The organism is Streptomyces sp. CNS606, from assembly GCF_000426325.1.
In genome coordinates this window covers 48,875-67,468 of record NZ_KE384522.1, presented here as the reverse complement: position 1 = coordinate 67,468, position 18,594 = coordinate 48,875, and the positions used below count along the sequence as shown (strand labels likewise).

At 73.9% G+C, this 18,594-nt stretch carries 22 protein-coding genes; 16 read left to right on the top strand and 6 right to left on the bottom strand.

What is annotated here, in order from left to right; all coding sequences use genetic code 11:
* Positions 1-142 precede the first annotated feature (142 nt).
* From K304_RS0125030 to K304_RS0125020, 3 genes are all read left to right on the top strand, one after another.
* Positions 143-997 (top strand): SAM-dependent methyltransferase, encoded by an 855-nt coding sequence (locus tag K304_RS0125030; RefSeq protein ID WP_027765944.1) that lies wholly within the window; start codon positions 143-145, stop codon positions 995-997.
* 97 nt (positions 998-1,094) lie between these two features.
* Complete coding sequence (locus K304_RS31205) at positions 1,095-2,381, top strand: cation:proton antiporter domain-containing protein (protein WP_078529705.1); 1,287 nt, start codon at positions 1,095-1,097, stop codon at positions 2,379-2,381.
* Positions 2,382-2,550: 169 nt separating this feature from the next.
* Entirely contained in the window at positions 2,551-2,985 is a 435-nt protein-coding gene (locus tag K304_RS0125020; protein WP_027765943.1) for a hypothetical protein, read from the top strand.
* 57 nt (positions 2,986-3,042) lie between these two features.
* Here K304_RS0125020 and K304_RS0125015 read toward each other — a convergent pair whose 3' ends face one another.
* Positions 3,043-4,047: a helix-turn-helix domain-containing protein gene (locus K304_RS0125015; RefSeq protein WP_027765942.1), complete on the bottom strand. Its 1,005-nt coding sequence runs from the start codon at positions 4,045-4,047 to the stop codon at positions 3,043-3,045.
* 59 nt (positions 4,048-4,106) lie between these two features.
* On the opposite strand from K304_RS0125015, the gene K304_RS0125010 reads away from it, so the two are divergent.
* From K304_RS0125010 to K304_RS0124965, 10 genes are all read left to right on the top strand, one after another.
* On the top strand, positions 4,107-5,327 hold the full coding sequence (locus tag K304_RS0125010; protein ID WP_027765941.1) for a membrane protein: 1,221 nt from the start codon (positions 4,107-4,109) through the stop codon (positions 5,325-5,327).
* Positions 5,328-5,522: 195 nt separating this feature from the next.
* Positions 5,523-6,344 (top strand): SigB/SigF/SigG family RNA polymerase sigma factor, encoded by an 822-nt coding sequence (locus K304_RS0125005; RefSeq protein WP_027765940.1) that lies wholly within the window; start codon positions 5,523-5,525, stop codon positions 6,342-6,344.
* Positions 6,345-6,456: 112 nt separating this feature from the next.
* The gene (locus K304_RS0125000; RefSeq protein WP_027765939.1) at positions 6,457-6,684 is read left to right on the top strand and encodes a DUF5133 domain-containing protein; all 228 of its coding nucleotides are present in this window, start codon (positions 6,457-6,459) and stop codon (positions 6,682-6,684) included.
* A 98-nt stretch (positions 6,685-6,782) separates the two neighbouring features.
* The gene (locus K304_RS32650) at positions 6,783-7,316 is read left to right on the top strand and encodes an STAS domain-containing protein (protein WP_106965665.1); all 534 of its coding nucleotides are present in this window, start codon (positions 6,783-6,785) and stop codon (positions 7,314-7,316) included.
* Positions 7,304-7,744, top strand: coding sequence for an ATP-binding protein (locus tag K304_RS0124990; protein WP_051308827.1), 441 nt, complete (start codon positions 7,304-7,306; stop codon positions 7,742-7,744). The genes K304_RS32650 and K304_RS0124990 overlap by 13 nt, the downstream gene beginning before the upstream one ends.
* Positions 7,745-7,838: 94 nt before the next feature.
* Positions 7,839-8,087, top strand: a complete 249-nt coding sequence (locus K304_RS31195) for a hypothetical protein (protein ID WP_199779680.1) — start codon at positions 7,839-7,841, stop codon at positions 8,085-8,087.
* Between the two features lie 97 nt (positions 8,088-8,184).
* On the top strand, positions 8,185-8,976 hold the full coding sequence (locus tag K304_RS0124980) for a GNAT family N-acetyltransferase (protein WP_027765937.1): 792 nt from the start codon (positions 8,185-8,187) through the stop codon (positions 8,974-8,976).
* 142 nt (positions 8,977-9,118) lie between these two features.
* Positions 9,119-9,310: a DUF6381 family protein gene (locus K304_RS0124975; RefSeq protein ID WP_027765936.1), complete on the top strand. Its 192-nt coding sequence runs from the start codon at positions 9,119-9,121 to the stop codon at positions 9,308-9,310.
* A gap of 38 nt (positions 9,311-9,348) precedes the next feature.
* A complete protein-coding gene (locus K304_RS0124970) occupies positions 9,349-10,116 on the top strand; it encodes an SDR family oxidoreductase (protein ID WP_027765935.1) in 768 nt (255 codons plus the stop codon).
* Between the two features lie 81 nt (positions 10,117-10,197).
* Entirely contained in the window at positions 10,198-10,761 is a 564-nt protein-coding gene (locus K304_RS0124965; RefSeq protein ID WP_027765934.1) for a Uma2 family endonuclease, read from the top strand.
* Here K304_RS0124965 and K304_RS31190 read toward each other — a convergent pair whose 3' ends face one another.
* Positions 10,762-11,673, bottom strand: a complete 912-nt coding sequence (locus K304_RS31190) for a S41 family peptidase (RefSeq protein WP_037791977.1) — start codon at positions 11,671-11,673, stop codon at positions 10,762-10,764.
* Positions 11,674-11,767: 94 nt separating this feature from the next.
* On the opposite strand from K304_RS31190, the gene K304_RS0124955 reads away from it, so the two are divergent.
* Positions 11,768-12,196 carry a pyridoxamine 5'-phosphate oxidase family protein gene (locus tag K304_RS0124955; RefSeq protein ID WP_027765933.1) on the top strand — a complete coding sequence of 143 codons (429 nt, stop codon included), beginning with the start codon at positions 11,768-11,770 and terminating at the stop codon, positions 12,194-12,196.
* Positions 12,197-12,269: 73 nt separating this feature from the next.
* On the opposite strand, the gene K304_RS0124950 is transcribed toward K304_RS0124955, so the two are convergent.
* Positions 12,270-13,100 (bottom strand): MerR family transcriptional regulator, encoded by an 831-nt coding sequence (locus K304_RS0124950; RefSeq protein ID WP_027765932.1) that lies wholly within the window; start codon positions 13,098-13,100, stop codon positions 12,270-12,272.
* Positions 13,101-13,365: 265 nt separating this feature from the next.
* On the opposite strand from K304_RS0124950, the gene K304_RS31185 reads away from it, so the two are divergent.
* Entirely contained in the window at positions 13,366-14,982 is a 1,617-nt protein-coding gene (locus K304_RS31185) for an extracellular catalytic domain type 1 short-chain-length polyhydroxyalkanoate depolymerase (protein WP_078529703.1), read from the top strand.
* A 102-nt stretch (positions 14,983-15,084) separates the two neighbouring features.
* Here the strand turns inward: K304_RS31185 and K304_RS34265 are convergent, their stop codons facing one another.
* Positions 15,085-15,771, bottom strand: coding sequence for a response regulator transcription factor (locus tag K304_RS34265; RefSeq protein WP_027765931.1), 687 nt, complete (start codon positions 15,769-15,771; stop codon positions 15,085-15,087).
* Positions 15,759-16,868: a histidine kinase gene (locus tag K304_RS34260; protein WP_027765930.1), complete on the bottom strand. Its 1,110-nt coding sequence runs from the start codon at positions 16,866-16,868 to the stop codon at positions 15,759-15,761. The genes K304_RS34265 and K304_RS34260 overlap by 13 nt, the downstream gene beginning before the upstream one ends.
* Positions 16,869-17,038: 170 nt before the next feature.
* Here K304_RS34260 and K304_RS0124930 point away from each other — a divergent pair, with 170 nt between their 5' ends.
* Positions 17,039-17,251: a hypothetical protein gene (locus K304_RS0124930; RefSeq protein WP_027765929.1), complete on the top strand. Its 213-nt coding sequence runs from the start codon at positions 17,039-17,041 to the stop codon at positions 17,249-17,251.
* 4 nt (positions 17,252-17,255) lie between these two features.
* Here K304_RS0124930 and K304_RS0124925 read toward each other — a convergent pair whose 3' ends face one another.
* Complete coding sequence (locus K304_RS0124925; protein WP_027765928.1) at positions 17,256-18,542, bottom strand: MFS transporter; 1,287 nt, start codon at positions 18,540-18,542, stop codon at positions 17,256-17,258.
* Between the last annotated feature and the right edge of the window lie 52 nt (positions 18,543-18,594).

Genomic DNA, 18,594 nt, shown 5'->3' with positions numbered 1-18,594 from the left:
CAGGAAACGGTCTCGCCGGCGAAAAGGCCGTACCGACGCGGTGGTTGATGTGCAAAAACGATCACGGGCGGCGGTCGTCGTCCCTACGATGCAGGTGTTCGTCCACCGACCGATCCACGGGCGAGTCCCGCGCGGAGGCACCATGACAGCGAGCCGTTCCGACAACACCCCACCACGGGATCTGGGGCTCGACCGGCCTCACTCCGCCCGTATGTACGACTACTACCTCAACGGGAAGACCAACTACGAGGTCGACCGCATAGGTGCGGAGGAAGCCCTGCAGGCGTGGCCGGCCGCCCGCAGCGCCGCCCGCGCCAACCGGTCCTTCATGCACCGGGCCGTGCACGTGCTCACCGGCTCCGGGTTCACCCAGTTCCTCGACATCGGCACCGGCATTCCCACCAGTCCGAACCTCCACGAGGTCGCCCAGGGCGTGCACTCGGAGGCCCGCGTCGTCTACGCCGACAACGATCCCATCGTCCTCACCCACGCGCGTGCCCTGCTGGCGAGCTCCGCCGACGGACGCACCGCCTACGTGGAGGGAGACATCACCCAGCCGGACGGCATTCTCGGAGCGCCCGAACTGGCCCGCACGCTCGATCTCACCCGGCCCGTGGCGCTGTCCATGAACGCGGTGCTCCACTTCGTCCCCGACGACCGCGATCCGTACGGGATCGTCGCGCGCCTGCTGGCGGCGCTGCCCTCGGGGTCGGCGCTGTTCCTGTCGCACGTGACGGCCGACATCGACCCGGGGGGAGTGGGGCGTCTGGTGGACGTCTACAACGCGAGGGGAGTGCCCACCCAGGCGCGCGGCCGCGAGGAGGTGGCGCGCTTCTTCGACGGACTGGACCTGCTGGACCCCGGGATCACCCTCGCGCACAAGTGGCGGCCCGGCGTGTCCGTTCCCCTGCCCGCCCACGCCCTGCTCCCGAAACCCCGCAAGGCGCCGGGCGACGACGAGGTGAGCCTCTGGGCGGGGGTGGCACTCAAGCCCTGACCCCGGAGACCATCCGGGCGCCCGGGGCGTGTGCGGCGACGTCGGATAAGGTCGCCCCTGCTTGACGTCTTCTTTACTCGTCCCCGGGGGGCCCTGAGTGGTACTCGTCGCGGTCTTCGGTGCCGCTCTTCTGATCGCCGTCCTGCTGTCCGGGCTCGCCGCCCGGTCCGTGCTGTCGACCTCGCTGCTGTTCCTGGTCGGTGGCGCGCTGGTCAGCGACGGCTTCCTGGGACTCGTCCACATCTCGCCGGAGAGCGAGATCGTCGCCGTCACGGCCGACCTCGCCCTGTTCGCCGTGCTGTTCACCGACGGCATGCAGGTCCGGTTCTCCGAGCTGCGCGCCCGCTGGAAGAACCCCGCCCGCGCCCTCGGACTGGGCATGCCGCTGTGCTTCCTCGGCATCTCGCTGCTCACCCACTACCTCGTCGGCCTGGACTGGACGACCTCGTTCCTGGTCGGTGCCGTGCTGTCGCCCACGGACCCCGTGTTCGCCAGCGCCATCGTGGGGCGCAAGGAGGTGCCGGGACGGCTGCGGCAGCTGCTGAACGTCGAGAGCGGCGTCAACGACGGCCTCGCCCTGCCCTTCGTGCTCATCTTCATCGCCGCCGCCGGGCCGACGATGGATGCCGCCGACGCCTCGTTCGGCACCATCTCCCTGGAACTCGCCCTCGGCCTGCTCTTCGGCGTCGCCGCACCGCTGCTCGTCGCCGGTCTGATCCGGCTGCCCGTGCTCGGCGCCGAACCCAAGCTGCAGCCGCTGCTGCCCCTGGCCATCGGTACCGGCCTCTACGCCCTGTGCCACCTCACCCACGCCAACCCCTACCTCGCCGCGTTCAGCGCCGGCGCCGTCCTCGCCGCCGTCTCCCCGGAGGCCAAGCACGCCTTCGAGCCGCTGGGCGAAGCCCTCGCCGAACTGGCCAAGTTCGCCGCCCTCCTGGTCTTCGGCGCACTCCTCACCCCGCAGCTCTTCGCCGACCTCTCCTTCGGCGGCTACGTGGTGGCCGTGCTGGCCATCGTGCTGGTCCGCCCGGCGACGCTGCTGCTCTCCCTGGCCGGCACGGAGTTCGACCGCCGGGAGCGCCTGACCGCGGCCTGGTTCGGACCGAAGGGCTTCGCCTCCGTCGTCTACGGGCTGCTGGTGCTCCAGGCGGGCATCCCGCGGGGCGAGGAGGCGTTCACGCTCATCGCCGTCACCATCGCCTTCTCGATCGTCGCCCACAGCAGCTCCGACGTCCCGATCGCCCGCGTCTTCGACGTCGAGGAGCTCGTCGGCATCCCGGACGACGACCGTGGCCCGCGCTGGCCGGTGGGCAAGGGCCGGCGCAAGCGCCGGGAAACCGCGGACGCGGCCACCGGCTCTTCCGAGAAATCTCCCGAGGACTGACACCGGCCCGCCACAACCCGGCAACGGGAGCGCGCTCCCGTTGCCGGAAAAGCGTACTGTCCACGCTTGCGAAAACGTTCACACTTCACTGGGTCCGCCGCCGTGGCCCAGTGCGTCACCACCGCGAACCGGGCTGCCGCGCGTTCCCCTCCCACCCGCGAGTACGACGATGCCCAAGAACGGAAAAGCCGCCCCGCCGACGGACACCACGCTGGCCGAACTGGTCGACGCCTGGAACCGGCTCCGCCCCGCCGACGAGCTGGAACGGCGCGTCGCCGAGGACGCCGATCACGGCCCGGAGAACCTCATCCGCCTCGTCCGCGCCCTCGACCAGTCGGCCCGCCGGACCGGCGGCACCCTGGCCAACGCCACGGACCAGCTCCCGGGCGCCGAGACCGGCGCCGGAGCCCTCCACCACCTGCTGGAACTCCTGCACCACAGCGGCGTGTCCGCCGCCGTGTCCGCCGCCCGCGCCCTCGACGCCCCGACCCGGGGGCGCATCCTCGCCGTGCTCCGCGCGTTCTGGCAGACGCCGATGAAGAGCCTCGGTCGCCCCCTGAACGACGCCTCGTCCGCCTTCCGCCGCGCACCGTGGCGTTCCTGACCCGACCCGACCCGACCCGACCTGACCTGCCCCGCCCCCGCTGCCGCGCCTCCCGCGTCACCGCTCCCGCTGCGCGGCGACCAGCGTGTCCCCGGCAGGCGTACGGAAGTAGAGGACCGAGCGGCCCGCCCGGCGGCGTCCGACCAGGCGCGCGTCGAGCAGCACTCGCAGATGACGGCCCACCGACCCCAGCGCCAGGCCCGTCAGCGCCACCAGGTGCGTGGTGCTCTTCGGCGAGTCCAGCGCCACCAGCACGGCCGCCCGCCCCGGGCCGAGCAGCCGCCCCAACGCCTCGGGCGCGGGTGTCCGCTCCGGCTCGGCGAGCAGGCCGGCGCACGGATACACCACGGCGTACCGGGCGGGTGACTCCTCCGCCCCGGTGTGCCACGCGACCCAGCCGTGACGCGCCGTCACGGGCACGAACGCCAGCTCCGCGTCCGTGATCCGGCGCGGCGGGTTGTCGTGAGCGTTGATCCGCAGACGCCCCCGGCCGAGCCAGCGCAACCCGCCGCCCATGCCGTCCAGGGCCGCCGCCCAGCCGCCGCGGCTCACCGCGTCGGTGCGGGCCAGCACGTCCGCCTCGAGCACCCGGCGGCGGCGCGGCCAGTACGGGCGTACGGTCTCCGCCCACACCCACTCCAGCAGGTCGGCCGCGCGCCCCGGCAGATCGTCCCGGTCGGCGAGAACCGGCGGCAGCGGTCCGCGCAGCGCGACGGCCAGGTCCGCGCGCGCCGCGTCCGGCGGCGTGTCCCGTACGGCGGGCAGCTCCTCCGCGACGTCCGGCGTGCTGCGGGCCGTGACCGCCGCGGGGAGCGGCGGACGGGCCAGGAAGTCGGCGATCCAGGTACGGCCCAGCGCCGCCCGCACCAGCTCCGCCGTGACCGGGTCGGCCGCCAGCCGCGCCCGGTAGGCGGGCAGATGCGCGTCCAGCCAGGCGCGTTCGGCGGGCAGCGCGGGCGCGCCCCGCGCGAGGGACGTCAACGCGCCGGTCGTCTCGGCCAGCGGGGACACCGTGAAGCGGCTGCCCGCCAGGGTGTCCGCACCGACCTGCCACCAGCCCATGCTTTCGCCTCCCCGCGAAACATTAACCCCGGTCCGGCCGCCCCCCACAGACTCCGCCCATGCACACCTACCGCGACCTCTTCCGCACCCCCGAGTTCACGCCGCTCTTCCTCACCAGCACCCTCCAGGTCGCCGGATCGACCGTCAGCACGCTCGCCCTCGGCACCCTCGTGTACGCCTCGACCGGCTCCCCGCTGCTCTCCGCGCTGGCGATGTTCGGGCCCTCACTGGCCCAGGTGCTCGGCGCGACCGTACTGCTCTCCGCCGCCGACCGGCTGCCGCCGCGCGCCGCGCTCACCGGACTCGCCCTGGTCTTCGCCCTCTGCACCGCCGGGCAGACCGTGCCCGGCCTGCCCGTCTGGGGCACCTTCCTCCTCCTGTTCGCCCTCGGCACCGTCGCCGCGCTCGGCGGCGGCGTGCGCTACGGCCTGCTCCACCAGATCCTGGCCCGCGACGGCTTCCTGATCGGCCGCTCCGTCCTCAACATGTCCGTCGGCACCATGCAGATCTGCGGCTTCGCGGTGGGCGGTGTGCTGCTCACCGCGCTGTCGCCGCGCGGCGTGCTGCTGGTCGCCGTGGCCCTGTACCTCGCGGCAGCCGTCGTCGCCCGCCTCGGCCTCACCCACCACCCCGCCCGCGCCGCCGGACGCCCCTCCCTCACGCAGACCTGGCGCACCAACGCCCTGCTCTGGTCCTCCCGACCCCGCCGGGCCGTCTACCTCGCCCTGTGGGTGCCCAACGGTCTGATCGTCGGCTGCGAATCGCTGTTCGTCGCGTACGACCCGGAGCGGGCCGGCGTGCTGTTCCTTGCGGGAGCGGTCGGCATGCTGGCCGGCGACACCCTCGTCGGCCGCTTCGTGCCCGCGCGGTGGCGGCAGCGGCTCAGCATGCCGCTGCGGGCGCTGCTCGCCGTGCCGTACCTGCTCTTCGCCCTCCACCCGCCGCTGCCCGTCGCGGTGATCGCCGTCCTCGTCGCCTCCGTCGGCTTCGCCGCGAGCCTGCTGCTCCAGGAACGCCTGATGGCCCTCACCTCCGACGAGACCAGCGGGCACGCCTTGGGGCTGTACTCCGCCGGGCTGCTCGCCCTGCAGGGCGTGGGCGCGGCCCTCGCCGGTGCCGTCGCCGAAGTCACCTCCCCGCCGACCGCCATGACCGCCATGGCCCTGCTCTCCCTCGCCGTCACGGTGGCCCTCACCCCGGGGCTCCGCGCGCAGCCCACGCCGCCCGCGGCCGGCGCGGCGGCCCGGCGTCCGTCCCCCGCCGGTTCGCGTGGCGACTAGCAGAAGCAAGGGCGGGCGAAAAGAGTTCGGTGCGTCTCCGTTTGGCATCGGCGCAGCCGGACAGAAGACCGATCAGTGCTTCGGAACAGCAGGCACATCACGCGGGAGTCCTCCCAGTTCCTCTTGGGCCCCGAGGTGTTGTGCAGGCCTCCCGCGACCGTCAGAGCACACGGACCGGGAGGAGCAGGAGCGCTCATGAGCGCCGTACGGGACACCACGAAGCACACCCGCAGGCACGAGGACAACCCCGACACCGACGCCGACTTCCGTCGGCTGGCCGGTCTGCCCGAAGGGCCGGAACGGGACCTGCTCATCGAGGGCCTGGTCGAAGCCTGGCTGCCGATGGCCCACCGGCTGGCCCGCCGGTTCCGCGCCCGCGGCGAGCAACTGGAGGACCTCGAACAGGTCGCCGCACTCGGCCTGGTGAAGGCCGTCGACCGCTACGACCCCGCGCAGGGGCCGTTCCCGTCGTACGCGGTGCCCTCCATCGTCGGTGAGGTCAAGCGGCACTTCCGTGACCACAGCTGGCACGTGCACGTGCCACGACGCGTGCAGGAACTGCGCAACAAGGTGCGGGTCGCCATCCGCGAACTGGCCGTGACCGCCGACGACCGGTCGCCGACCATCGCCCGGATCGCCGCACAGGCAGGTCTCACCGAGGAAGAGGTGCTGACCGGCATGGAGGCCATCGAGAGCTTCCGCGCCCTGTCCCTGGACGCCCAGCTCCAGGGCGGGCAGGACGACTTCTCGCTGGCGGACACCCTCGGGCGGACGGAGGGCAGCTACGACGCCGTCCTCGACCGCGAGACCGTCAAGCCGCATCTCGCGGACCTGCCCGAACGGGAACGCCGCATCCTGCACCTCCGCTTCTTCCACGACATGACGCAGGCCCGGATCGGCGAGGAACTCGGCCTCTCCCAGATGCACGTGTCCCGGCTGATCAAGCACGCCTGCACGCAGGTGCGGGAACAGGTCCACGATGACGCCGCCCGGTGGCCGGTCGGTGTCGCCGCCTGAGGCCCGCCCCGTCCGCCCCGCCCGACGCACGCCCCGTCGGCGCAAGCCCGCCCCCACCCGTACACCGCCCGTACACCGTCCGCAGACCGCCCGCAGACCGGAGGAATCCGTCATGCTCCTGGCCCACCCCGCCGTCCTGATCGACCTCGTCGCCCAGTACGAGGCCCTGCAGGCCCTGCACGCCGAGGACGGCGGGGCCGAAGCCCGTCAGCGGCTGGACGACATCGCGTACACCCTGTGCGTGGCCACCGGCACCCGCGACGTCGACGCCGCACTGATAGCCGCCCGCCACCAGCTGCCCGGCGCGCGTACCCGGGACGACTCCGTCCTCCCGGCCTGACCGCCGGTCACCGCTCCTGGGCTCCGGCTCCCCGTTCCCCCCTGGCGCGCCGGGGTCCAGGTCTCCGTCACGAGCACGAGAAAGAGCGAACGCCCACCATGTCACCGCCGCACTACAGAACCCGTCACGAGGCCCCCGGCACGGCCGGGCACGCCACCCCCGCCGAGCACACCACCGCGTCCGGCCAGGAGCGCGCCTCCGACGAGGCGCACCTCGCCGTCGACCGGGACGTGACCGGCGACGTGCTCACGATCCGCGTCGTGGGCGCCATAGACGCCGACACCTGCCCCGACCTGGAGGTGGCGCTCACCTCGGCCGCCGATCCGGCGGTGCGCAGCACCGTGCTGGACCTCTCCCGCGTCGACTTCGCGGACTCGTCCGCCCTGCACACCCTGCTCGCCGCGCAGCGCGAACACCGCGCGGCGGGGCGGCAGATGGTGCTGGCCGGACCGTTCAGCGCATCCCTGTACCGGCTGTTCACCATCACCGGCACCGACGCGTTCTTCACCCTCATGGATGCTCCGTCCCCTCCCCGCTCCGACACCCCCGACGTCCCCGCCCGCCACGAGGGCGAGCGGTCTGACGGCGCGCACACGGCATGTGAGGAGGAGGCACGGACATGGAAGACCTGAGAAGCGACGACCCGGTCCGGCAGGCGTCCGGGAGCCCGGCGGTCCCGCTGCCCGCCAGCGCGGCGCATGCCCGTGAACGCGTCCTGGAGGTGCTCAAGGACTACTTCGGCCCCCGGTACGCGGAGGCGCTGTGCGACGACGTCGTGATCGCCGACGCGCTGCTGGTCACCTCCGAACTGGCCGGCAACGCCCTCCGGCACGGCGGCGGGATCACCGGCTTCGACGCCCGGTGCGCGGACGACCGGCTCACCCTCACCGTCAGCGACGCCAGCGACCGGATGCCTCCGGAGGCGGGCGACCTGTCCGTCGGCCCCACGGGAACGGGCGGCTACGGTTGGGCCCTCGCCTGCGGCCTGGCCCGGGACGTCACGATCACCCCGCGCTCCACCGGCGGCAAGACCGTCACCGCCCACCTCCGCCTCCGCTGAGCGCCCGGCGTGAGACCCTCCGCTCACCGTCACGGAGATCCACCAGGTCACCGGCAGCCGGGCCGGTCGCTCGGCCGCCGACACGGCGGTACGGATGCTCGTGCAACGGTTCCGGCAGACCCGTGCCGTGCTCGCCGAGGTCGGTCCGGACATGCTCGCCGACGCGCTGAGCCTCCGCGCCCGGTACGCCGACCTCGACCTGGACCTGGTGGACGCCGTGAACGCGGTGGTCGCCGCCTCCTACGAGACGGACTGCGTGCTCACGCTCGACCGGCGCGACTTCCGGGCGATCCGGCCGCTGACGCGGCACCGTGCGTTCCGCCTGCTGCCCGACGACGCCTGAACGCCATGCGCACCGGCCTCGGTCCCGGCGGGCGGGGCAAAGGGGGCAACCGGGAAAGCAGCTGACCGCGGGTGGGGGGACACGTAGGGTCGGGCGGGTGAATGTCATATCGCTGGGGTTCCGCACGGACCTGATGATGCTGGAGATGAGCGGGTCCGTCGTCGTGGACCGCTCCACGCACCAGGTGGTGCGCACCCCGACGAACCCCGGGTTCTGGTGGGGCAACTACGTACTGGTCGCCTCCCCGCTCCGCGACGGCGACGCGGACCACTGGACGCACGAGTTCGGGGAGTACTTCCCGGAGGCCACCCACTTCTCGCTGGGCGTCGACGGAGTCGACGGCGAGGCCGGCGACGCGGCGGAACTGGCGCGGCTCGGCGTGACCGTCGAGGTCAACGCGGTGCTCACCGCCGAGGAGATGCCCGCGCCGGACCGCACCCCGCCCGGCGTCGACATCCGCCCGCTGCACGGGGACGACGACTGGGCGCAGGCCGCCCGCGTCCACGCGTCGTGCGACGACGGGGACCCGTCCGACCCGGCCCACCGCGCGTTCACCGAGAACCGGCAGGCGGACCTCCGCCGCCTCTGCGAGGACGGCTACGGCGCCTGGTTCGGCGCCTTCGTCGACGGCCGGATGGCCGCCGGCGCTGGCATCTTCACCGACGGCTCCGGACTCGCCCGCTACCAGAACGTCGAGACGCACCCGGACCACCGCCGCCACGGCCTCGCCACCGCAGTCGTCCAGCACGCCGGCCACTGGGCGCTCACCGAACTCCGCGCCAACACCCTCGTCATCGTCGCCGACCCCGACTACCACGCCGTCGACCTCTACCGGCGGCTCGGCTTCACCGAGACCGAACGCCAGGTCCAGCTCCAGCGCGGCACCTGACCGATGCCGTCCCCACCACCCACCGCACACGACCTGCGCGGCGGTCCGGGGATCGTGGCGCCCTACGCGGCGTGAGCGCACGAGGTGCCGAGGGGGCGGGGTGGTGGTTGGCTGGAGGGAACGGACGGCGTGAGGAGCGGTCATGAGTGCCGAGGACGAGCTGCGCGGCCGGGTGCGGCAGATGCAGGAGAAGGCGCAGCAGCTGAGCGAGGCGGCCGAACGCGCCGCCGACCCGCACGAACGCGAGCGGCTGCAGGACAAGGCACGCAGGCTGCGTGAGCAGAGCGAGCAGGACAGCGACCCGGGCGGCGGCGAGGTCTTCCCCAGCAACTGACGCGCCGGGCCCGCGATGCGGGGCGGGAGGAGACGGGTGTGGACGGACCGATCCTGGTGACCGGCGGAACCGGCCGGCTGGGCAGGCCCCTCGTGACGCGCCTGCTCGCCGGCTCATCACCCGTACGGGTGATGAGCCGGCGGCCGCGCCCGGCCGGGGACGACCGGCCGTACGAGTGGGCGCAGGCCGACCTCGGCGGGGACGCGGGCGTCGACGCGGCGGTCCGGGGCGTCGGCACGATCGTGCACTGCGCGACCGGGGCGCGCGACGTCGAGCTGACCCGGCGGCTGATGCGGGCCGTGCGCGCCGCCGCGGCGGAGGGGGAGGCCCCGCACGTGGTGCTGGTCTCCATCGTCGGCATCGACGACGTGCCGTTCCCCTACTACCGGTCGAAGCTCGCCTCGGAAGGACTCGTGGTGTCCTCCGGGCTGCCCTGGACCCTGCTGCGTGCCACGCAGTTCCACGACCTGATCGCCACGCTCGTGACGGCGCAGCGACGCCTTCCGGCGGTGCTGGCGCCGCGCGGCTTCCGCTTCCAGCCGGTCGCGGCGAGCGAGGTCGCCGTGCGGCTGGCCGAGCTGGCACAGGCGAAGCCGGCGGGGCGGGTGCCGGACATGGGCGGACCGCAGGTGCGGCCGCTGCGCGAGCTGGCCGAAACGGTGATGCGCGCCGGTGGCTGGGAGCGCCGCCTCGTCGAGCCCGCGCTACCGGGCCGCGCCGCACGGGCCGTGGCTGCAGGGGCGCTGCTCACCCCGGCGGACCGCGCGGTGGGCACGCTCACCTTCGAACAGCACCTGGGCGTCTAGCACCTCTGCGGCGCGCGCCGCAGAGGCCGGTCGAAAGCGTAGGCTGATGCGGGACGAGACCCCGCCGAGAGAGGGATCGCCGTGGCCGTTGTGTACGAGCGCATGCGAGAGATCGCGGAAGAGGTCTCCAAGGTGCCCGAGGCGTGGGCCGTCGAGGTCTCAGGGGGAGAGATCCACATCATGATGAGTCCTGCCAAACGGCACGAGTTGATCGTCCTGCGCACTGCCAGGCAGCTCAACCGTCAACTCGACACTCAGTCTCCCGGGCTGGCCGCGCACTCGGGTGCCGAGATCGAGGACCCCCAGGCCGGTGTGATGCGTCGGCCCGACCTTCTGGTGCTCCCGGAAGCCGCCCTCGACGAGGCAGGCGACTACGTCGATCCGAAGGACGTCAATGTCGTGCTGGAGGTCGTCTCCAAGTCGAACCCGGAGAACGACTACAGCGGCAAGATGCGCGACTACCCGCGCATCGGCGTACCGTTCTATGTGATCATCGATCCGCGCCTCGGGACGGGCGTCGTACTCTCCGAGATCGGTCCCGGGGACGAAGGCCCCACCTATCTGCACCGGGAACCGTTCACCTTCGGCGAGACCGTGCAGATCGGGCAGTGGACGATAGACACCGCCCAGTTCCCCCTCTACTGACTACTGACCCGGCGCGGGCGCGTCGGCGCGGTCCCGGATCGTGGCGAGCGCGGTGTCGAGGGCTTCGGTGGCGGGGGCGGGTGTGTCGGGAGTGACGCCGGTCCCCTCCCAGTTGGTGCCGGTGACCGGACTGACGGTGCGGGCCGTGGGGACGGTCACCGTGACGTGAGTGGTGAGGGCGTGCCAGGCCGTGGGGTGGGCGCCGCCCCGAGTCCGTTCGCCCACCACGACGGCGCGCTCGTGGGCCTGGAGCGTGTACGCGATGTCCTCGCCGCCGGAGAAAGTGTCGGCGCTGGTCAGCACGTACACGGGACGGTCGAGGTAGCGCGGCGCGGGCAGGTGCGCGCTCGTCCAGAACTGCCGGGTGGAGTCGCTGCCGCGGTCGTAGATGTCGTTGAGGTGCGTTGCGTCGTCGGGGAAGAAGTGGCTGCACCACAGGGCCGCGCCGCTGGGGGCGCCGCCGCTGCACGCGCGCAGGTCGAGGACCAGCGCGTCGGTCCCGGCGACGAGCTGCATCGCGGCACCGATGGCGAACCCGCCCGCACCCGCCTCGGTGACCCTGCGCAGGTCGATGTACCCGGTGTTCCCGTCGAGTCGCTCCACCCGGCGCACCCCGTGGTTCTCGCGGCGCAGCGTCTCCAGCATGGCGGCCCGGCCCCCGTCGGCGTCCGCCGGCTCCGTGGACTGCGGCTCGTCGGACCACAGCAGGCGGAGGTGCCGGTCCTGGCAGAACTCCTGGAGGTCGGCCGTGACCTTCTCGCACAGTTCCCGGCCGGACAGCTCGTCGTACACGCCGTCGGCGACGCGTGACCGCAGCGCGGAGGCGATCTCCGTCGCGCGCTCGGGGAAGACGTATCCCGTCTCGATGTGGTCGGCGGCCCGGTCGAGCAGGTGCGCGTGCGAGGTCGGCATGAGCGGTGAGCCTAGCCCGGTTGTCAGTGGTGTGCTGTCCAATGGGACAGGACGTGATGTGACGTGGACGACTGCTGAGGAGAGGTGCTGCGGGATGGCGCTGAGTCGTGAGGAGCGGGAGCGGTTCCTGGCGGAGCCGCACATCGGGGCGCTGGCCGTGGAGTCGGGCGAAGCCGGCCGCGCGCCGCTGACGGTGCCCATCTGGTACCAGTACGAGCCGGGTGGCGAGCTGTGGGTGCTGACCGGGCGGGATTCGCGCAAGCACGCGGCGATCGCGAAGGCCGGACGGTTCTCGCTGATGGCCGAGCGCGTGGATCCGTCGGTGCGGTACGTGTCGGTCGAGGGCCCGGTGACGGCGACGGAGCCGGGGACGGTCGCCCACCTGCGGGAGATGTCGGCGCGGTACCTGCCCGCCGAGGTCCTGGAGCCGTACGTGGAGATGGCCTCCCGGGAGCACGGCGAGCAGGTGGTGATCCGGATGCGGCCGGAACGGTGGCTGTCCGCCGACATGGGCGAGGTGTAGACGCGGGGAGCGGGGACCCGGGGCGGGCCTGGCCGTCCCGGAGGGCGGGCCCACCCCGGGACGGCCGCGCCCGTCAGGCGCGGGTGACCGGTTCCTGGAGCTCCGTCACCCAGTCGGCCCGGTCGGCCGGGCACTCCAGGTAGAGCTCGCGGTTGTAGCCGCCGGACGTGTAGCCGTTGTCGTCGATCCAGTGCGCCAGCGTCTGGAGGGTGCCGAGCACGCCGTCCATGGGACCGCGGTGCACGATCGTGGCGGCGGACTCGACGGCCGGCAGGTCGACGACGTCGACGCCGTGGTCGCCGACCGCCGCGTCGGAGGCGACCGGCATGGCGGCGTGGACGAGGATCGAGCCGTCCGCGCCCTCGGGGGCGTCCTCGTAGTAGGCGAGGCCGGGACCGGTGGGTCGTACGCCCGCCTCATCGAGCCTGCGGCACAGGTTCTCGAAGAGCGGGCCGACGACCGGCCCGATGTGCTCCGGCTCGAAGCCGCCCGCGACGGCGGACAGTTCGGCGACGCGGACGGCGGGTACGGATTTCACGACGACGTCGTGGGTGGACATGGTGCCCTCGCTCTCGATGGTCCGGAGCCTCGCCTCGACCTGCGCGAGCTGCGCGTCCGCCGTTCGCCGCGCCGCGGCCAGCTCCGCTCGGCGCAGCCGCAGCATGCCGCGCAGTTCCTCGGTGGTCACCTTCTCGTCCAGGATCTTCTGGACCTGGTCGAGGGTGAAGCCGAGTTCCTTGAGCGCGATGACGCGGTTGAGGCGGGCGAGCTGCACCGCCTCGTAGGAGCGGTAGCCGCTGGACGGGTCGACGTGGGCGGGCCGCAGGAGTCCGACGGCGTCGTAGTGACGCAACATGCGGACGGACACGCGGCCGTGCCGGGCGAAGTCTCCGATGCTGAACATGGCACCTCCTACGGCACAGCCTCACACGGTGTGAGGGTCAAGCGCCCGCCGTTCGCGGGGCACCCCGACGCCCTGACGGCGCCTATGTGACATGTACGCGACCGCCATCCGGTGGGGTGGAAAGTGTGGACGGCGGCCGTGGCCGGACGGCAGCGGCGGCCGTACGGTCCAGCGCAACAGTGAGACCCGCCTCACACCCGCAACCTTGCACACCCGCACACCCGCACACCCACACGTCCGCACGCCCCCACCCGCTGGAGCCGCGATGCGTCCCGACCACACCACACCTCCGCCTCCCGCCCACCGCCGCCGCGCCCGACACGACCGCCCGCACCGCCTGTGGGCGGCGGCCCTGGTCGCCGCCCTGGCCGCGGTCGCGACCGTCGCCGTCTCCCTCGCCGCACCCGCACCCGCCCGCGCCGCCGGGCTGGAGGAGGTCACCGGCTTCGGCTCCAACCCCGGCAACCTCCGCATGTTCCGCTACGTCCCCGACGGACTTCCGCAGGACCGCCCGCTGGTCGTGGCCCTGCACGGCTGCACCCAGAGCGCCGCCGAGTACGACGACGAGACCGGCTGGGCCGAACTCGCCGACCGCCACGGCTTCGCCGTACTGCTCCCCGAACAGCGCAGCCTCAACAACGGCAACATGTGCTTCAACTGGTTCCAGAACACCGACACCTCGCGTGGGAGCGGCGAGGCGCTGTCCGTGGTGCAGATGATGGACCGCATGCGCGCGGACACGGGCGTCGACCCCGGCCGTTCGTACGTCACCGGCCTGTCCGCCGGGGGCGCGATGACCGCCGTCATGATGGCCGCCTACCCCGACCGGTTCGACGGAGGCGCGGTCGTCGCCGGCATCCCCTACCGCTGCGCGAGCAGCGTGGTGGACGCGTTCGGCTGCATGAACCCCGGCTCCGACCGCAGCGCCGCCCAGTGGGGCGACGCGGTGCGCGGCGCCTCCTCGCACACCGGCCCGTGGCCCACGCTGTCCGTCTGGCACGGCACCTCCGACACCACCGTCGCCCCCGTCAACCAGCGGGAACTCGTCGAGCAGTGGACGCACGTGCACGGCACCGACGCCACCGCCGACGCCTCCGACACCGTCGCCGGATACCCGCACCGCGTCTACCGGGACGCCGGGGGCGAACCCGTCGTCGAGGAGTACGAGATCACCGGCATGGGGCACGGGCAGCCCGTCGACCCGGGCAGCGGCGCCGGGCAGTGCGGCCGGGCCGCACCGTACGTGCTGGACGTCGGCATCTGCGCCGCCCACCACATCGCGCAGTTCTGGGGCATCGGTGGGGGCGACCCGGGCCCCGACCCCGACCCGGAACCCGGCGACGGCACGGCGGTGCTCGGCAGCGACGACGCGCGCGACGGCTACGTCAAGGCCGCCGCGGACGGCTCCTCCGCCACGGTCGGGACCCTGGAAGGCAGCCTCGGACTCGCCGTCGGCCGCGGCGTGGACGGGCGCCACAGCCGGACCGTGCTGTCCTTCGACACCTCCGCCCTGCCCGACGGCGCGACCGTCACCGGGGCGCACCTGACCGTCGCCCGCACCTCCGGCAGCGGCGACCCGTGGGCCGACCCGGCGGGGAACACGCTGGTGGCGGACGTGCACGGAGGCTGCCTGGGCGGCGGCTGCACGGTGGCGGCCGACGACTGGTCGGCACCCGCCGACGCGCCCGCCGCCGCACGGGTACCGCGTCCCGCCTCCGGAACGGCGGTATCCGGCGCCTTCGACGCCGCGGGGCTCGCCGCGATCGACCCCGCCGGGACGACGCAGGTGCGGCTGCGGTTCGCCCAGGCCCCGGCCGGTACGGCGTACGTCTTCCTCGGCGCGGCCGACCGGGCGACCCTGACCGTGACCTACCGGACCTGACCCCCGGGCGTCGCGCGTGCGGGCTGCCACCGGCCGGTCGGCAGCCCGCACCGCCCGCCGTCCCGTGCGAGGGCGAGGCGGCCCGCCGGACGCCCGTGCGCACTACTCCGCGTCGTGCACGAGCAGCGCGATCTGCACCCGGTTGTCCAGCGCCAGCTTGGTGAGGATGCGCGAGACGTGCGTCTTCACCGTCGGCACGCTCATGTACAGGCGCGCCGCGATCTCCGCGTTGGACCGGCCCTCGCCCACCGCCCGGGCGACCTCGCGCTCCCGGTCGCCCAGCGAGGCGAGCTGCGCGCGGGCCCGCGCCGCACGGACCGCGCGCGGGTCGTCGCCGTCGCCGCCCTCCTCCGCGACGCGCGCGATCAGCCGGCGGATCACCGCCGGAGACAGCACCGGCTCGCCCGCCGCCACCTTCCGCACCGCGTCCACGATCTCCTGCGGCGGGGTGTCCTTCAGCACGAACCCCGCGGCGCCCGCGCGCAACGCCCGCAGCACGTACGCGTCCGTGTGGAAGGTGGTCAGCGCGATCACCTCCGGCGGGTCCGGACGCTGCCGGAGCGCCTCCGTCGCCGCCAGGCCGTCCACCCTGGGCATGCGGACGTCCATCAGCACCACGTCCGGGGCGTGCGCGTCGACCAGGGCCTCCACCACGTCGCCGTCCGCCGCCTCGTCGACCACCTCGATGTCCGGCGCGCCGCCGAGCATCAGCCGCAGCCCGGACCGTACGAGGGCGTCGTCGTCGACCAGCAGGACGCGGTAAGGGGGCGAAGCTCTCACACCGCCCACGGTATCCGGGCCTCCACGCGGAAGTCGCCGCCCACCCGGCCGTGCACCAGTGTGCCGCCGGTGAGCCGCACGCGTTCGGCGAGCCCCACCAGCCCGTTGCCGCCGCCCGGGATCGCCGCCTCCCCGGCGCCCGGCACGCGGTTGCGCACCTCCACCGCCAGACCGTCGCCCGGCCCGCCCGCCACCCGTACCGTGACGCGCCGGCCGGCCGCGTGCTTCCGGGCGTTGGTCAGGCACTCCTGCACCACCCGGTAGGCCGTACGCCCCGCCGCGGCCGGCACCGCCCCGGGATCGGCGACCCGCCACTCGGTGACCACGTCCGCCCCCGCCTCCCGCGCCTCCTCCACCAGCCGCGTCACGTCCGCGAGAACCGGCTGCGGCCGCAGCGCCCCGCCCGGCTCCCGCAGCACGCCGACGACCTCGCGCAGGTCCTCCAGGGCCTGGTGCGCGCTGTCCCGTACGACGCCCGCCGCGCGCCGGATCTCCTCCCGCGGCGCGTCCGGATGGAACTCCAACGCGCCCGCGTGCACGCTCAGCAGCGACAGCCGGTGGGCGAGGACGTCGTGCATCTCGCGGGCGATGCCCTCGCGGGCCTCCCGCCGCGCCTCCTCGGCGGCCCGTTCCGCGCGCTCCCGCAGCGAGGCGATCAGCTGGCGCCGGGAACGCACGTACAGGCCCCAGCTCAGCGCGGCGGCCACCAGCGCGAAGTAGGTCAGTGCGCTGTCCGTCTCCTCGGCGCCCGGGTCCGGGGCGCGGGCCAGGAAGACCGGCACCGGCGCGTACGCCAGGGCGGCGAGCCACGCGGTGGTGCGCGGCGGGCGCAGCACGGCCACCGTGTAGAGCGCCGCCAGCGTCGCGCCGGTGACGAAGTGCGAGACGGTGCCCGCCACCAGCAGCGCCACCGCGAGCTGCACCGGCCACCGCCGCCGCAGGAACAGCGCACCGCACGCCAGCGCGCCGGTCGCCTGGTCGGCGGCCAGCAGCGCGGGCGACAGGCCCGGGTCGACCACCACCGAATCGGCGGTCAGCACCGAGAAGCCCGCCGCGGCGAGGAAGAGACCGACGTCGGCCGACCGGTCCCGCGTCGTGGGGCGCATCACCGCCGAATGTACGGGCCGCCGCGCCTCGCCGCGCTCTGTTGATCGCCGCCCCGCGCGAGCATGAACCGAAGGACGACACGGCCGCCGACATCCCGGTACTTCCGTCGTACCCGCCCGATGCCGACGGCCGATACCGCCCGCCCACGCCGCCCGGCAGCCTCGACGCCATGAAGGGCTTCCTCGGATTCGTGTGCTTCGTCCTCCTCAGCCAGGGCGTCGGCGGCCTCCTGCACACCTGGACGGACGGCTGGTTCTCCCTGTGGGCGCTGACCCACCGCATCGGCTTCCTGGACGGCTACCACGTGTACGTCGACGTGCTGCTGATCGTTCTCGGCCTCGCCGTCGGCACGGCGGGCGAGAAGGTCAAGGCCCCGGCCTGACCGGTCACTTCAGGGCGGCGACACCCTCCTCGTCCCGACGCGGCTGCCGGGTGTCCGGGAGCCGCAGCACGCACAGCAGACTGGCCGCGCACACCGCGGCCAGGTAACCGCCCACCGCCCACTCCGCCGTCCCGGCCCCCGCCGAGGCGGCGATCCGCGTGGCGGCGAGCGGGGCGACCGCCCCGCCGAGGACGGCGCCCAGGTTGTACGACACGGCCGTGCCCGTGCAGCGCACCCGGGCGGCGAACAGCTCGGGCAGATACGCGCCCTGCACGCCCAGCATCACCACCAGCGCCAGCAGCGTCACCGCCGCGCCCACCGCGATCCACACCGGCTCACCGGTGCGGAGCAGCAGCAGGTACGGCACGATGCACACCACCATCGCCGCGTACCCGGCCAGGCTCATCCGGCGGCGGCCGAAGCGGTCGCCCAGCGCCGCCGCCACCGGCGTCGCGAGGCCCATCACCGCGACCGCGGCCATCAGGCAGGCGAGCATCGTCGTCGGGTCCAGCCCCAGCGGGCCGGTGGCGTGCGCGAGCGACCACGCGACGACGCCGTAGTACAGGGCGTACGCCCCGGCGGTCGCACCCGCCACCAGCAGCACCCGGCGGCCGTGCCCGCGCACCACCTCCGCGAACGGAGCCGCCGCACGCCCCTCGGCCGCCACCCGCCGGAACTCCGGCGTCTCGCCCAGCCCGTGGCGCAGCGCGTACCCGGCGACCATCAGCACGCCCGCCGCCCAGAACGGCACCCGCCAGCCCCAGGCGAGGAACGCCTCCTCACTCAGCCCCGCGGACATCGCCAGCATCAGCCCGTTCGCCAGCAGGTAGCCGACCGCCGGCCCGACCTGCGGGAAACCCGCCCACAGCCCGCGCCGGTGCGGCGGAGCGTGCTCCGACGCGAGCAGGACGGCCCCGGTCCACTCGCCGCCGACGCCCAGACCCTGCACGAAGCGCAGCAGCACCAGCAGGGCGGGCGCGGCGACGCCGAGGGTGTCGTAGCCGGGCAGCAGCCCCACACCGACCGTCGCCAGGCCGGTCGTCAGCAGCGAACCGAGCAGCACCCTGCGACGCCCGAACCGGTCCCCGACGTGACCGAACAGCACCGAACCCAGCGGGCGGGCCAGGAACCCGGCGGCGAACGCGCCGAAGGCGGCCAGCAGCCCGGCCGTGGGGGAGAAGGTCGGGAAGAACAGCGGACCGAACACGAGCGCGGCGGCGACGCCGTAGACGCTGAAGTCGTAGTACTCGATGGCGGTTCCGGCGAAGCACGCGGCGGCGATCCGCCCCATCCGCGGGCGCCCCGCCGCCGGTCCGGCCGACGTGGCGAGCCGCGACGCCCCC